Origin of the sequence: Paludibaculum fermentans (assembly GCF_051172195.1) — a bacterium.
Classification (GTDB): Bacteria; Acidobacteriota; Terriglobia; order Bryobacterales; family Bryobacteraceae; genus Paludibaculum; species Paludibaculum fermentans_A.
In genome coordinates, this window is the sequence record NZ_JBPJAQ010000001.1 from 4,716,732 (window position 1) to 4,731,108 (window position 14,377).

At 65.0% G+C, this 14,377-nt stretch carries 11 protein-coding genes; 5 read left to right on the forward strand and 6 right to left on the reverse strand.

Annotated elements, in window-relative coordinates:
- Window positions 1–13: 13 nt before the first annotated feature.
- Together ACR9Y2_RS18970 and ACR9Y2_RS18975 are read left to right on the forward strand one after the other, a co-directional pair.
- Window positions 14–346, forward strand: a complete 333-nt coding sequence (locus ACR9Y2_RS18970) for a carboxymuconolactone decarboxylase family protein (protein WP_435043153.1) — start codon at window positions 14–16, stop codon at window positions 344–346.
- A complete protein-coding gene (locus ACR9Y2_RS18975; protein WP_435043154.1) occupies window positions 333–1,619 on the forward strand; it encodes an MFS transporter in 1,287 nt (428 codons plus the stop codon). Before ACR9Y2_RS18970 ends, ACR9Y2_RS18975 begins: the two co-directional genes overlap by 14 nt.
- Window positions 1,620–1,628: 9 nt before the next feature.
- On the opposite strand, the gene ACR9Y2_RS18980 is transcribed toward ACR9Y2_RS18975, so the two are convergent.
- Window positions 1,629–2,543 (reverse strand): MauE/DoxX family redox-associated membrane protein, encoded by a 915-nt coding sequence (locus ACR9Y2_RS18980; protein WP_435043155.1) that lies wholly within the window; start codon window positions 2,541–2,543, stop codon window positions 1,629–1,631.
- Window positions 2,544–2,553: 10 nt separating this feature from the next.
- On the opposite strand from ACR9Y2_RS18980, the gene ACR9Y2_RS18985 reads away from it, so the two are divergent.
- The 3 genes from ACR9Y2_RS18985 to ACR9Y2_RS18995 are packed head-to-tail and all read left to right on the forward strand — an operon-like array spanning window position 2,554 to window position 6,382.
- Complete coding sequence (locus ACR9Y2_RS18985; protein ID WP_435043156.1) at window positions 2,554–4,185, forward strand: amidohydrolase; 1,632 nt, start codon at window positions 2,554–2,556, stop codon at window positions 4,183–4,185.
- A complete protein-coding gene (locus tag ACR9Y2_RS18990; RefSeq protein WP_435043157.1) occupies window positions 4,182–4,709 on the forward strand; it encodes a hypothetical protein in 528 nt (175 codons plus the stop codon). The genes ACR9Y2_RS18985 and ACR9Y2_RS18990 overlap by 4 nt, the downstream gene beginning before the upstream one ends.
- Before the next feature lie 47 nt (window positions 4,710–4,756).
- Entirely contained in the window at window positions 4,757–6,382 is a 1,626-nt protein-coding gene (locus tag ACR9Y2_RS18995) for a M20/M25/M40 family metallo-hydrolase (RefSeq protein WP_435043158.1), read from the forward strand.
- A 3-nt stretch (window positions 6,383–6,385) separates the two neighbouring features.
- Here ACR9Y2_RS18995 and ACR9Y2_RS19000 read toward each other — a convergent pair whose 3' ends face one another.
- The 5 genes from ACR9Y2_RS19000 to ACR9Y2_RS19020 form a co-directional block, all read right to left on the reverse strand.
- Window positions 6,386–7,879 (reverse strand): sulfatase family protein, encoded by a 1,494-nt coding sequence (locus tag ACR9Y2_RS19000; protein ID WP_435043159.1) that lies wholly within the window; start codon window positions 7,877–7,879, stop codon window positions 6,386–6,388.
- Window positions 7,880–7,888: 9 nt separating this feature from the next.
- Window positions 7,889–9,145 (reverse strand): glutamate-1-semialdehyde 2,1-aminomutase, encoded by a 1,257-nt coding sequence (gene hemL / locus ACR9Y2_RS19005; protein ID WP_435043160.1) that lies wholly within the window; start codon window positions 9,143–9,145, stop codon window positions 7,889–7,891.
- Window positions 9,146–9,148: 3 nt separating this feature from the next.
- Window positions 9,149–10,327 carry an NAD(P)/FAD-dependent oxidoreductase gene (locus ACR9Y2_RS19010; RefSeq protein ID WP_435043161.1) on the reverse strand — a complete coding sequence of 393 codons (1,179 nt, stop codon included), beginning with the start codon at window positions 10,325–10,327 and terminating at the stop codon, window positions 9,149–9,151.
- A complete protein-coding gene (locus tag ACR9Y2_RS19015; RefSeq protein WP_435043163.1) occupies window positions 10,324–10,758 on the reverse strand; it encodes a hypothetical protein in 435 nt (144 codons plus the stop codon). The genes ACR9Y2_RS19010 and ACR9Y2_RS19015 overlap by 4 nt, the downstream gene beginning before the upstream one ends.
- 73 nt (window positions 10,759–10,831) lie before the next feature.
- Window positions 10,832–14,335, reverse strand: coding sequence for an SBBP repeat-containing protein (locus tag ACR9Y2_RS19020; protein ID WP_435043164.1), 3,504 nt, complete (start codon window positions 14,333–14,335; stop codon window positions 10,832–10,834).
- Window positions 14,336–14,377: the final 42 nt, after the last annotated feature.

Genomic DNA, 14,377 nt, shown 5'->3' on the forward strand with positions numbered 1-14,377 from the left:
CGCGGCGGTTTTGTTGGAGCAGGAGCGTCCCGGGCTGCAGGGCGAAGCGTTTGTCACGAGCCTGCTGCAGGATCTCGAGACGTCGCAACTGGATGACAAGGAGAAGGAGTTGTTCCGTTTCGTCGACAAGGTGAACCACCAGTCGCCGCAGATGACGGCGGCGGACATGGCGCCGCTGCTCGCGGTGGGCTACGACGACGAAGCGATCTACTACGCCATTACGGTGTGCGCGTTGTTCAACTTCTATAACCGCTGGATCGACGCCAGCGGGGTGCATGCGTTGTCGGACGAGGCGCACCGGATGGGTGGCAAGAGGTCGGCTGGAATGGGCTATGTCAGAAAGTAGAGACAGCGGCGAAGGCTCGGCCGGCTATCCTGGCTGGCGGGTCGTCTTTGCGTCGTCCGTTGGGGTGCTGACGGGCTTCGCTTCGCTGCTGGTGTACACCTTTGGGATCTTCCTGAAGCCATTGAGCGCGGAGTTCGGCTGGTCGCGGGAAGCGGTGTCGATGGCGTTTGGTTTCGCGGCGATGACGGTGGCGGTCTGTTCGCCGCTGCTGGGCCGGTTGTTGGACCGGTATGGGCCGCGGCGTGTGATTGTGCCGTGTGTAACGGTCTTCGGACTGGCCTTTGCGGCGCTGTCGCAACTGAGTCCGCGCTTGTGGCACCTCTATGCGATGTTTGTGCTGATTGGGGCGGTGGGCAATGGTACGGCCATGCTGGCGTACGCGCGGGCGATCAGCAGTTGGTTTGACCAGCGTCGCGGCCTGGCGCTGGCGATGATGCTGACCGGCGGGACGGTGGGCGCCGTGGCGTGGCCTCCGGCGGCACAGGCATTGATCCTGCACTTCGGTTGGCGCTGGGCGTTTGCGGTGCTGGGCGGCCTGGTGTTGCTGGTGGGGCTGCCTACGGTGGCGTTCATGGTGCGCGAGAACCCGGCTTCGCGCAAGCCGGCGGGAGACGCGCAGACCGGCGTGGAGTGGAGCGAAGGCTTGAAGTCGCGGGCGTTCTGGATCCTGGCCGTGGTGTTATTCCTGGCCTCGATCAGCCAGAACGGGATGATTACGCATTTGCCTGCGCTGCTGACGGATCGGGGTGTGGATTCGGGCCGGGCGGCGCTGGCGGTGTCGGCGATGGGCTTCGCGGCCTTTGCCGGACGTATGATCACGGGCTGGCTGCTGGACCGTTTTGCCGCGCCGAAGGTCGGGTTTGTGCTGCTGGCGATGGCCGCGGGCGGCGTGTTTGTACTGGCCGGCGCGCGGACCCTGGAGACCGGTATCGTGGCCGCCGCGCTGATTGGATTCGGGATGGGCGGGGAGGCGGACGTCACGCCGTTCCTGTTGTCGCGGTACTTCGGGCTGCGCTCGTTCTCAACCCTGTATGGACTGACCTGGACGTCGTATGCGATAGCGGGCGCGATTGGACCGATCCTGATGGGCCGGGCGTTCGATTCCGCGTCCTCCTATGGAGGAATGATCATGAAGCTGGCGGTGCTCACGGTTGGGGCCGCGGCGTTGATGTTGTTTCTGCCGGCGTTGCCGGAGAGTTTGGAAAAGAGGCCGGAGCCTGTGCTGCCGGGACCGCTTTTGACGGCCGAGGAACCCTTACCGCCGGTGGGTTGAGCCGGTCGATTAAGGCAGCCAGCCGAGCTTCTTGAGGCCGGCGACGGGGTCCTTATCATCGAAGAACGGGTAAGCGCCCACCTGCCGGCCGCGTTCGAGGGCGACGCCGTAGGGCGGATCGGTCTTGAACGCAAAGGTCTGGCGGAGGATGTTGATGTCGGGCGAGATGCCGGCTTTGAGGCCCGTGTCTTTCAGGAAGCCTTCCGAATACTGGGGATGGACAGTGGGGACGACCACCACCTTGACATCCTTCCAGGTGTATTTGGACATCTGCTGCGCGGCGGCGAAGCAGTGCATGCACTCCGGATCGAAGAAAAAGAGGAAGATGCGGCCTTCGGAGGTCGAGAACGCCTTGCCATCGACGGTAATGCGGGCGGGGGCTTTGGTGCCGGTGTGGCGGGCGGCGGTGACTCCGTAGATGGCGCCCGCGAAGACGACGATGGCGGCGAGCACGATGGAAGCCTGTTTCAGGCCGTGAGAGGTGCTGGACCAGCGGGCGGCGGCCAGGGCGAGCAGGAGCATGGCGGCGTCGCTGATGAAGAAGCCGGGGCCGACTACGCGCTTGAGCCAGGGGAAGCAACTGCAATCGGCGCCCTGGAGCTGCTGGTAGAAAACCGCGAAATAGACCATGAAGGCGAGCAGCATGAAGCCGCTGAGCCAGGCGCCCCATTTGCGCCAGCGGGGGACGAGGAGCATCACGCCGCTCCACACCTCGGCGATGCCGGCGGCCAGCGCGGTAGCCAGTGCCAGTTGGGTGGGGATGAGGGCCTGCACCATGCGGGTTTCCGTGGCGAACGGATCGCTGAGTTTCCAGACGCCCGCGACGAGGAACAACAGGGCCAGCAGGAAGGCGCTCACGGTTCCGACCCAATACTGCCAAACCGAGGTTTGCAGCGCGGGGGCGGTCAGATCCCCGTGTGCCATACTGTCATCCATGCTGCCTATTGTAGCCCTGTTGGGGCTGGTTCTGGTTGTTCCGGCCGTCGCGCAGAAGGCTGACCTGATTGTTGAAAACGCACGAATTTACACGGTGAATCCCGCCATGCCCGCGGCGAAAGCGATTGCCGTGGCCGGGGAAAAGATCCTGGCGGTGGGCGCGGACGTGAGCTCCTTTGCCGGTCCGAACACGCGGCGCATTGATGCGCATGGCGCGGCGCTGTTCCCGGGGCTGATTGATTCGCACGGCCACATGCGCGGGCTGGGCGGCTTGCTGGAGTCGCGCGACCTGCGGCATGTGAAGACCGTGGCGGAGATTGCTGAGTATGTGAAGCAACAGGCGGCGGGCCGGCCGGCGGGCGAATGGGTGGTGGGCCGGAACTGGGACCAGACGAACTGGGGCGGGGTATTCCCGAGCGCGAAGGACCTGGATGCGGTGGTGGCGGACCGGCCTGTGTTCCTGACGCGCGTGGACGGCCATGCGGGCTGGGCGAACTCGAAGGCGCTGGCGCTGGCGGGGATTGACGACAAGACTCCGGATCCGGCGGGCGGCAAGATATTGCGGGACGCGCAGGGCAAGGCGACGGGCATCCTGGTGGACCGGGCGCAAGGGCTGGTGCGGTCAAAGATCCCACCGCCAACTTTCGCGCAGATCAAGAAGCAGTTGGAACTGGCGGCTGCCGAGTGTGCGCGGCTGGGCCTGACGGGTGTGCACGACGCGGGTGTGAGCGATGCCGACCTGCGGGCGTACAAGGAACTGATTGCGGAAGGCAAGATGCCGATGCGGGTGTGGGCGATGATCGGCGGCGAGGGTCCGCTGTGGAAGCAGTATCTGGAGAAGGGTCCCGAGATTGGCAGCTACCTGACGGTGCGGGCGATCAAATTGTATGCGGACGGGGCGTTGGGGTCGCGCGGCGCGGCGCTGTGGCAGCCGTATACAGATGACAAGGCGAACTCCGGCCTGATGATGACGACGAAGGAAGACATCGAGCGGGTGGCGAAGCAGGCCGCGGCGCGCGGGTTCCAGGTGTGTACGCACGCCATTGGCGACCGGGCGAACCGGACGGTGCTGGATGCCTATGCGGCCGCGCTGCAGGGCAAGAACGACAAGCGGTTCCGGGTGGAGCACGCGCAGGTGATCTCGCTGCCGGACTTCAAATTGTTTGCGGACAACTCGGTGATTGCGTCGGTGCAGGCGACTCATGCGACGTCGGACATGCGCTGGATCGATAAGCGGGTGGGGCCGGATCGTGTGGCAGGCGCCTATGCCTGGCAGCGGTTTCTGAAGGCGGGCGTCCCGGTGGCGAACGGCAGCGACTTTCCGGTGGAAGAGCCGAATCCGATGCTGGGGCTGTATGCGGCGATCACGCGGCAGGATGTGACGGGGCAGCCGCCGGGGGGCTGGACTCCGGAGCAGCGGATGAGCCGGGCGCAGGCGCTGGAGAGTTGGACGCTGACCGGGGCGTATGCGGCTTTTGAGGAGAAGATCAAGGGTTCGCTGGAAGTGGGCAAGCTGGCCGATTTCGTGATTCTGGATCACGACATCATGACGGCTCCGGTTTTGGATATTGTGAAGACGAAGGTGCGCCTGACCGTGGTTGGGGGCAAGGTGGTTTACGAGCAGAAATGACGAGCCTGTGGCTGGCATTGTTGTTGGCGTCGAAGACTGCGGCCGCGGCGCCGCACAGCGTGACGCTGATCGACGATGCGGTGAAGGTGGGGGCGTCGAAGATCCGTACGCTGGATATCGACCTGCCGGTGGAGCCTGCGCGGATTGTGTGCACGTATGAGGTGCTGCAAGGCGGGTCGGGTGTGCGGGTGGTGCTGCTGAAGCAGGAAGACGCGCAGCGGTGGCTGCGTGGGGAAGCGCACGAGGTGGAGGCGTCGACTCCGTTCGCGCGCGGTGGAGCCTTTTCGCACAAGCCACTGGAGCCGGACCACTACCAGATCGTGCTGGATAACCGGATGGAGGGCCGTACGGCGGCCGAGGTCCACCTGCTGGTGCGAGTGGTCTACGGAGACTCGGGCACAGGACCTGTGCGAGGGGCGGAACCGCGCCGGGGGCTGGTGCTGGTATGGATCAGCATGTTGTTATTTGCGGCAATTGCCGCAACTTTCACATTTCGGTTTAAGCAGAATCTGGACCGCGATTAATCTCCCCGAGGCCGCTATACTATCCCCATAGAAGAGGAGGTCTTTCGATGTTGCTGCGGATTGCTGTCTGCGGTTTGGCACTTCTTTCCCTACAGGCACAGGACCGGGTGGACCTGCAGGTGGTCCAACAGATCAAGGCCGAAGCCTACGAGCGATCGAAGGTGATGGAGACGCTGGCGGGGTTGACAGACCGCTATGGACCGCGGCTGACGGGGTCGCCGGAAGCGCGGGAGGCGGCGGACTGGGCGTCGAAGCGGCTGAGCTCGTGGGGTATGCAGAACGTGCATCTGGAGAAATGGGGTCCGTTTGGACGGTCCTGGTCACTGGAGCAATATGCGGTGGAGATGGTGGAGCCGCGCTATGCATTGCTGACGGCGGTGCCGCTGGCGTGGAGCGGGGGGACGAACGGGCCGGTGACGGGCGAGGTGATGCAGGCGGTATTCCGCGATTCCTTCAATCCGAAGAAGATGGCCGAGGAGCTGGCGAAGTTCAAGGAGAAGTACAAGGGCAAGCTGCGCGGAAAGGTGGTGCTGCTGAGCCCGGTGCAGGACGTGAGCCCGTCGACGCAGGGGCTGGTGAAGCGCTATACGGATGCCGAACTGGCCGATCTGGCCAAGGCCGTGGGGTCCAGCCCGAAGATTGCCTACGATCCGGCGAAGACCGAAGTGCCCGAGGAGCCCGAGAAGCTGGGGCCGTTCTTCAACAGCCTGACGGTGAAGGGGATTGAGACATTCATCCAGCAGATCTACGGGCTGCGTGGGGAGCGGGTGAAGTTCCTGAAGGACGAGGGCGCGGCGGCTGTGTTTATGGCCGATGGACGGGCGCGGGACGGACGTACGGCGGCGGAGCAGGCCGGGCGGCAGGAAGCGGAGTTCCCGATGGGCCCGCCCACGTTTGTGGTGACGGCGGAGCACTACAACCGGCTGGTGCGACTGGCGGAGACCGGGACTGTGCCGAAGGTGCGGGTTTTGCTGAAGGTGAAGACCGAGGAGAAGGTGGACAGTTTCAACCTGGTGGGCGAACTGCCGGGCGGCGCGAAGAAGGATGAACTGGTGATGGTGGGCGCGCACTTCGATTCGTGGCATGCGGGCACGGGCGCTACGGACAACGGCGCGGGCAGCGCAGTGATGATGGAGGTGGTGCGGATCCTGAAGTCGCTGAACCTGAAGCTGGACCGTACGGTGCGGCTGGTGTTGTGGACGGGCGAGGAGCAGGGGCTGCTGGGTTCCATCGCGTATGTGAAGGAACACTTCGCCGATCCGAAGACGATGCAGTTGACGTCGGAGCACGGTCGGATGAGCGGGTACTTCAACCTGGACAACGGGGCGGGGAAGATCCGCGGCGTCTATGTGGAGAACAACGACGCGATGAGGCCGGTGTTCGAGCAGTGGCTGGCGCCGTTCCGCGATATGGGTGTCAGTACGGTGACGTTGCGGACGACGGGCGGGACGGACCACCTGGCGTTCGATGCGGTGGGCCTGCCGGGGTTCCAGTTCATCCAGGATCCGCTGGACTACGGCTCAGTGACCCACCACGGCAATATGGATGTGTACGATCACGCACCGGCGGACGATTTGAAGCAGGCCAGCGCGGTGATTGCGTCGGTGGTGTACCACGCAGCCAACCGCGCCGAGATGCTGCCTCGCAAGGCATTGCCGAAGCCCGCGGAATAAGCGCTACTGGTGACGGGCCGGGCCTTTGGGCCTGCCGATGAACTGCGGCGGGAATTCGGCCGGTTTGGCCTTATCCGGGTTGCGCAGGCTCTGCTGGCTGCCGCCGTCGGGTTGCACCGGGATGTTCATGCCGCCGGTCTGCTCGAGCACCTCGAAGAGGCGTTTGCGCATGCCGGCGGCGATGGCCTTGTGGTTGTCGCTATTGATGAGATTGCGGCTCTCCAGCGGGTCTTCCTGCAGGTCGTAGAGTTCGTCGATATCCCAGACGCCCTGGCAGCGGATGAACTTGTAGCGGTCGCCGCGCAGGGCATGGACGGTGGGGGTCTGCGGGAAGTTGCGCTCCCAGTAGTACTCGTAGAGGAGTTCCTTGCGCCAGCCGATGGATTCTCCGCGGGCGAGGGGCAGCCAACTCATGCCGTCCAGGCCGGCGGGTGTGGGCACGCCGCAGGTGTCGAGGACGGTGGGCATGATGTCGAGTCCAGCGACCACCTGATTGACGGTTTTGCCACCTTGGAAGAGTTCCGGGCAACGGGCGAGCAGGGGCACGCGCATGGATTCCTCATAGGCGGTGCGTTTGTCGATGAGGCCGTGCTCGCCGAAGGCAAAGCCGTTGTCGCCCATGTAGACGACGAGGGTGGAGTCGAGTTCGCCGCGGGTCTTGAGGGTGTCGAGCACGCGGCCGACGCTGTCGTCGACGGCCATCAGGGTTTCGGCGTAGCGCTTGTAGTAATCGGCGATGTCGAGCTGCGAGTGGTAGGGGTAGTCGACGCCGTGCCACGAGTTGCGCTGGTTGCGCACCCACATGGGACGGTTCTGGGCCATCTCGCCGGTTTCCTGCATGGTGGGCGGGTAGATGAATTTGGCGTTCTGGTAGCGGCCCTTGTGACGAGCGGCGGGTTCGAACTCGGCGTGGACGGCCTTGTGCGAAAGGTACATGAAGTAGGGCTGATTCCTGGGCAGGGTGTTCAGCCAGTTCAATGAATAGTCGGTGAGTTCGTCGGTGATGTAACCCTTCTGCGGGACCTTGCGCCCGTTGACGTTCAGGCCGTTGGGGTTGGGCAGATAGGTGCCCTGGCCGAGGAAGCTGACCCATTCGTCGAAGCCGGGCTGGGGTGCGTCGCCGGAGTTCCCCATGTGCCACTTGCCGAAGAAACCGGTCTTGTAGCCGGCCTTCTGGAGATGGGACGGGAAGAACGTGGTGCCCTGTGGGATGGCTGTGTTGTTGTCGACGATCTTGTGGCGGTGGGCGTAGACGCCGGTGAGGATGGAGGCGCGGCTGGGCGAGCAGAGCGCGGTGGTGACAAAGGCGTTGCGGAAATGGGCGCCTTCGGAGGCGAGACGGTCGAGTTGGGGCGTCTCCAGCCAGGGCTGGGCTTTGAGGAAGCCCAGCGCGTCGTAGCGGTGATCGTCGCTGAGGATGAAGATCACGTTGCGCGGCTTGGCGGCGTTGTTGAGGCTCATGGCGGCCGCGCCGGCCAGGATTTCTCTGCGGGTCATGCCGCTACATTAGCGGAAAGAGCGGATGGCCTGCACGGTGGCGTCGATTGCTTCGTCGTCGTGGGCGGCGCTGACGAAACCGGCCTCGAACTGGGAGGGCGGCAGATAGACACCGTTGTCCAGCAGGTGGTGGAAGAAGGCGTTGAAGCGCTTGGTGTCGGCGGTCTTGGCGGTGTCCCAACTGGTGACCGGGCCGGTGCCGAAGAAGAACGTGAACATGGAGCCGACGCGGTTGACGGTGACGCCTTCGGGTGCGGCGGCGGTGATGCGGGCGGCGGCGCGGTCGAGCTGCTGGTAGACGTCCTTGTGGGCCTTGAGGTAGCGGAGCATGGCGAGGCCCGAGGCGACGGCCAGCGGATTGCCGGAGAGCGTGCCGGCCTGGTAGATGTTGCCGGAGGGGGCGACGCGGCTCATGATGTCAGCGCGTCCGCCGTAGGCTGCGATGGGGAGTCCGCCGCCGATGACTTTGCCGAAGGTGGAGAGGTCGGGGCGGATGCCGTAGAGTTCCTGGGCTCCGCCGAAGCTGACGCGGAAGCCGGTCATGACTTCGTCGAAGATGAGCAGGGCTCCGTGCTGATTGCAGAGGGCCTGCATGGCCTGGAGGTAGCCGGGCAGGGGCGGGACGCAGCCCATGTTGCCGACGACGGGCTCGACGATGACGGCGGCAATTTCGCTGCCGTGGGCGGTGAAGGCGGCATCGAGGGCTTCGACGCTGTTGTAGGGCAGGGCGAGTGTGGTTTCTGCGAAGGCGCGGGGGACGCCGGCGGTGTCGGCGATGCCGAGGGTGGCCATGCCGCTGCCGGCCTTGACCAGCAGGGAGTCGACGTGGCCGTGGTAGCAGCCTTCGAACTTGATGGTGAGATCGCGGCCGGTGAAGCCGCGGGCCACGCGCAGGGCGCTCATGGTGGCCTCGGTGCCGGAGTTCACCAGGCGCACCATTTCCATGGAGGGGACGGCGGCGGAGATCTCTTCGGCGAGTTCGATTTCACGTTCCGTGGGGGCGCCGAAGCTGGTGCCGGTTTCGAGCACCGCGCGGATGGCGTTCATCACGGGCGGGAAGCAGTGGCCGAGGATGAGAGGGCCCCACGAGCAGACGTAATCGATGTAGGAGTTGCCATCCACATCGACCATGCGGCAGCCGGCGCCGCTTTCAATGAAGCGGGGCGAGCCGCCGACGCCGCGAAAGGCGCGTACGGGCGAGTTGACCCCGCCGGGGATCAGTTTCCGGGCACGCTCCATTAACTGGGCGCTACGTTCGGTATTCAAGTCTCAGCGTCCTTCCTTGACGACCCGATGGCCGAGCATCGAGCCCATGCAGACTTCCAGTAGTGTTCCGTTGAGATTGGCCAGCAGGCGGGCTTTGAGGTCGAGGTAGCCCTGGGTGCCGGAGAAGAGGTCCTGCACGATCTCCATCATGCGCGGGCTGCGGCGCATCAGCTCGATCATCCGGGCGGGCACGCTGGAGAACAGGATCCGCTGGATGAAGAAGCGCTTGGCGAGGCCGGCTCCGAGGGTGAGATCCTCCATGAACTCGCCGTGGATGAGCGAGCGGTAGAGGGCGGGCCGCTGGATTGGATCGTGCTGTTCGTTGAGGACGGATTGGGCGGCGAGGTCGCCGGAGCGGAAGGCGTAATAGAGGCCTTCGCCGGTGACGGGATCGACCAGGCCGGCGGCGTCGCCCACAGCCATCCAGCCTTCGCCGCTGACGCGGTTGCTGCGCCAGGAGGGGCGTTCCAGGGCCGGGATCATGTGGCCGTAGAACTTGGCGTCCTTGACGGGGATGCCGTTTTCGCGCATGTACTGTTCCAGGCGGGCGCGCATTTTGGCGGCCGGTTCGCCCTTGCCGCAGATGCCCACGGAGAGGTGCCCGCAGCGGGGGAAGACCCAGATGTAGCCTTCGAAGTTGGGAAAGAACTGGATATCGATGCGGCTGCGCTCGTCCGCGACCCAGTAGCCCAGGGCGTACATGGTGTCGGCGGCCGACCACTCCGTGCCGACGTTGCGCAGGGCGTTGCGGGCGCCGGTGGCCACGACGACGAAATCGGCGTCGAGGGCGCCCTTGCGGGTTTTGATGGACCAGCGGCTGCCCTGGCGTTCGAGGCCGGTGACACGCTCCTGCTCAATCTGGACGCCCGAGTCTTCGGCGCGCTTGAGCAGCAGGCTGTTCAGGTCATAGCGCGAGAAGATGACCAGCGGTTGAGTAAGGCGCATCTGGACGGAGCCGCTGCGGGGCTCAGCCAGTACGGCGTCGCTGACCACTTTCTTGGGGCGGTCGTTGTCGAGCAGGAACGGGTAGCGCGTGTACGCTTTGTAGGTGATGCCGCCGCCGCAGGGCTTCTCCCAGGCGAGTTTCTCGTCGAGCAGGATGGTGTCCAATCCGGCTGCCGCGATACCCGCGGCCGCCATGGATCCTGCCGGTCCTCCGCCCAGGACGGCGACGCGCTTCACTTCTTCTCCGGCATCTTTCCGGCGCCCATCGGCGGGTGGTTGGGCGGCATTTCGCCGGCGGCCGGAGCAGTGGCGCCGTGTGGGGAAGCCGGCATGGCTCCGGGATTGATGCCCGGCATGGCCGCGCCGTGGCCGCTATCGGCCTTCTTCTTGACGACCCACTCGGAGCCCTGGCGTTCCAGCGAATAGCGCATTTGCATGCCGCTGGCGGGATCCGCGCCCTTGGGCTTGAAGGAGACAGACGCCTCGGCTGTGTTGTCCTTGAAGGTCACACCGCTGACGGTGATGTCCATGCTGGCCAGCTGCAAGCCGGTGTTCTGGCTCAAATGCTTGATGATGCCTTGCTTTACGGCTTCGTCCGTCTGGATGTTCTTGGAACAGGCGGAGAGCAGTAGTACGGCCAGGGGGACGATCAGTTTCAGGTGTTTCACCCTTTGATTATATATTCGTCCCTTCGCGGGCCCGGGACTCAATTGAGGGTTCCGGCCCGCGGAGGGGAATACATTAACGAACCGCAATCGTTACGATTTGGGTGCTGTCCTTGCCGCCGATTCGCAGGACGACGGGCACAGCCGGTCCGGGTGTCACTTCATCCGGCACCTTCAGGTTGAGATCCAGGTAGCCGGCGAAGCGGCCGGGGGCGGCACCCGAGTAGTAGACATCGCACGGTAGGCCGCCGATGAAGACCTCGACCTTGGCGTCGGGGTGATGATCGGCGTCGGTGACGAGCTGGCCATCGGCGACGGCGGGCGTCATGATGCCGGCTCCGGTGGCGTGCAGGATGATCGGGCGGCCGTGTTCGGCGGCATTGTCGACGGTGTTGGTGGTGCCGTCTTCATTCTCGGCCCGCGCCTGGCCCTGGCCGGAGCCGTCGGCGGTGAACAGGCCGGGGGCGGTGGGCGTGAGGGCGACTTCGATGGGCTCGCCGGCGAGACCGTCGCGGGTCACCACGATGGTGGCGCGATCGCCGGTGAGGCCGAAGGGCGTGATGGCCGCGATGGCCGTGCCTTCCACGGACTCGAGCGGTGCGAGGGTCCCATTGATGGTGACGGAGACGCGGCCGAGGGTGGTGGGCAGGACTTCGGCCGCGGGGTCGGGTGTCAGCTTGCCACCGGTGAAGAGGAAGCCGTCGCCCTGCAGCAGGATGGGGAGGCCGGGCGCGATGGCCTGGGCGGTGCGTTCCGCCGCATGGAGAACACCCGATGCGGTGAGGACGGGCGGGGTGGCGTTCTTCAGGCGCAGGGTCACCGCCACTGGCATGGCGGCCACGCCGGCAAGCGGCGAGGAGACGTCGATCGCGGTCTTATACTCTCCGGCGAGGAGACTGGTCGCGTCGACCTGTACGAGCAGTTCGCCGGCCGCCTTTGGATTCGGGACGGCTTTCAGCCAGGTTGCGTCGGCGGGCACTTTGGCTTCCAGCGGCAAGGCTCCAGCGAGGCTGGTGACGGCGATCGTCTTTTCCTGGGTGAGCGGGCCGCCGTCGAGCAGGATGTCAAACGTCAGGCTTTTCTGCTGGAAGGTTGCATCGGCGGCCATGCCGGAGACACGAACCAACAGGGCGTCCGAGGCGCCGCCGAGGTAGCCGGCGCCAGCGCCTGTGAGCGTGCCGGTGAGGTCGCGCGAGGTGGTATAGCCGCCGACCCAGGTGGCATTGCCGGTGGCAACAACCGAGGTGGCGGAGTCCAGGCCGCTGCCGCCCAGCAGGGTGGTGAGCGCAAAGCCCGGGGCGATGGGGGAAATCCGGGCCAGGAACATGTCCGCCGAGCCGCCGAGAGGCTGATTGCCGAGCCCGCCGGTCACCGGGAACTGCAGGGAATCGGTCCAGCCGGCGGCGGCCAGGGTTCCGCCCGGTTCAATGGCCAGGGACGTGGCGAACTCCACTCCGTCGCCGCCCAGCAGGGTGGAGAACGGGAGGGTTCCGAGGGCGGGATCGAGCGTTGAGACGAAGGCGTCGATCGTGCCTTCGATGACGGTCTGGGGTGCGCCCGGCGTGAGGGGGAAGTCCGGCGAGTCGCTGCCGCCCGCCACATGTACGGCCCCATCGGCTCCGATGGCGATCGCGTAGATTTCGTCGTCGCCGTCTCCGCCCAGGTAAGTGGATTGGAGAATCGACTGCGCGTCCTTATCCAGATGCATCACGAAGCCATCCGGCGCGAGTTGCCCGCAGGAGTAGACCACGTTTTTATCCAGCGGGTTGAGGGCCAGGCCGTAGATGTAGTGGTTCGAGAGCTCGAGGGCTGGTTGGCTCCAGGTCTGGCCGTAGTTCAGTGACTTATAGATGCCGTAGTCGGTTGCTGCATAGACGACGCCAGGGGCGTTGGTACCGGCTCGGAACTCGTAGACCGTCATGTAAGGGGAGAGCCCGCTGCGCATGGGTTGCCAGGAGGCGCCGCCGTCCGTACTGCGGTAGGAGCCGCTGAAGTAGGAGGACGCGTAGATGGTGCTGGAGTTGTTTTCGTCGACGTGGATGGAGGTGTAGATCTCGTCGAATGGCCCGGCATTCAGCGGCGTCCAGGTCAGGCCCGAGTCGCGGCTGCGATACACCGACAGGTAGCCGGCGGCGTACAAGGTGGAGGGCGTCTGGGGATCGACCGAAATCTGGAGGATATAAGGGTAGTCCTCGTCCAGCCCGCTGTTGGCGGTGTTCCAGGTGTCACCCCCGTCGGTGCTCTTCATGATGCCGCTGGAACTGGTGGCGGCGTAGAGAGTCCTGGGGTTTTGCGGATCCAGGGTGACCTGCCACGCGTTTTTGGCGAGACCGGAATTGGCCGCGGACCAGTTGGCGCCTCCGTCGGTTGACTTAAACACGCCGACCGTGGAAGTGGCTACGTAAAGGGTGGTCGGGGTCTTGGGGTCGATGGCCAGGTATTGCGTGGCGGCGGAGGTGAGGCCTGAGTTGGCGGCCTTCCAGGTGAAGCCGCCGTCGGTGGATTTGTAGACGCCGCGTGAGGTCGCCACATAGAGGATCTGTGGATTTAAGGGATCGATCACCAACGACTCACCCTGGATGCCGCGCATGCCGTCAGCCCCGGGGATCCAACTTTGGGCGGCATTGCCGGAACGCCAGACTCCGGCGCTCTGCTGGTTCTTCTGGAACGACTTCACCATGGGTAGATCGCTGGCGGTCGCGGCTCCTGCCACCTGGTAGGTGCCGTCCGCCAGGCTGGCGATGGCGAAGCCTTCCACCCAGCCGTTGCCGGTGAGCACCGTGCTGGAAACCAGCGCCGTGCCGGCGGCGTTGAGCCGCGCAATCATTGCGCCAGGTCCGGACGAAAATGCTCCGCGGGAGCCGGCTGCCTGGGTGGGGAAATTCGTCGATGTGGTGTGGCCGGTGACGGCCACCACACCGGTCGCATCCACACTGATGGCGTCGGGCGATTCGTTTTTCGTGCCGCCCAGCAGGGTGCAATAAACGAGACTGCCATCCTTGCCCGACAATTTGGCGACAAACGCATCGTCGCCGCCCTGGCCAAACCGCTGAAATGCATTCGCCGAAGTGGGGAAATCAGACGAAGCAGTCCAGCCAGTGACATAAACGTCGCCTTTGGCGTCCACGGTCACCGCGGTTGCGCTTTCTGATTGGGTGCCGCCCAACCGGGCTGTCCAGAGCACCGCCGAGGCATCGGCTTTGAGTTTCTGGACGAAGACGTCGCCGCGATCGTGGGCAACGGCGCCGGCCGTGGCCTGCAATTCGGCGGAGGTGGAGTCGCCGGCGACGATCAGGTTCCCCTGTGGGTCTTTCGCCATGCCGTAAATATCATCTATGGCCGTTCCGCCCAGATAGCCGGAGGACGTGGCTACACCGGCGCCGGCGGCCAGAGGCGTGCGGCCGGGCAGGGACGCGGCGCGATTCCGGAAACGATCGCCGCGATTTGGCTCTGAGGAGCGCAGGCCGCGCAGGGCGGCGCGAACATCCGAAGCTTGTGTGGTTTCCGCGAGACGAGCGCGATTGAGGGGAGGGCCAGCCAGGAGAAAGGCCGGCAGGAGAAACACAATAATCGTTTTCATTTGGAGCTGCGAGGCGCACAACGACCGTAAGCAGCTCCATTA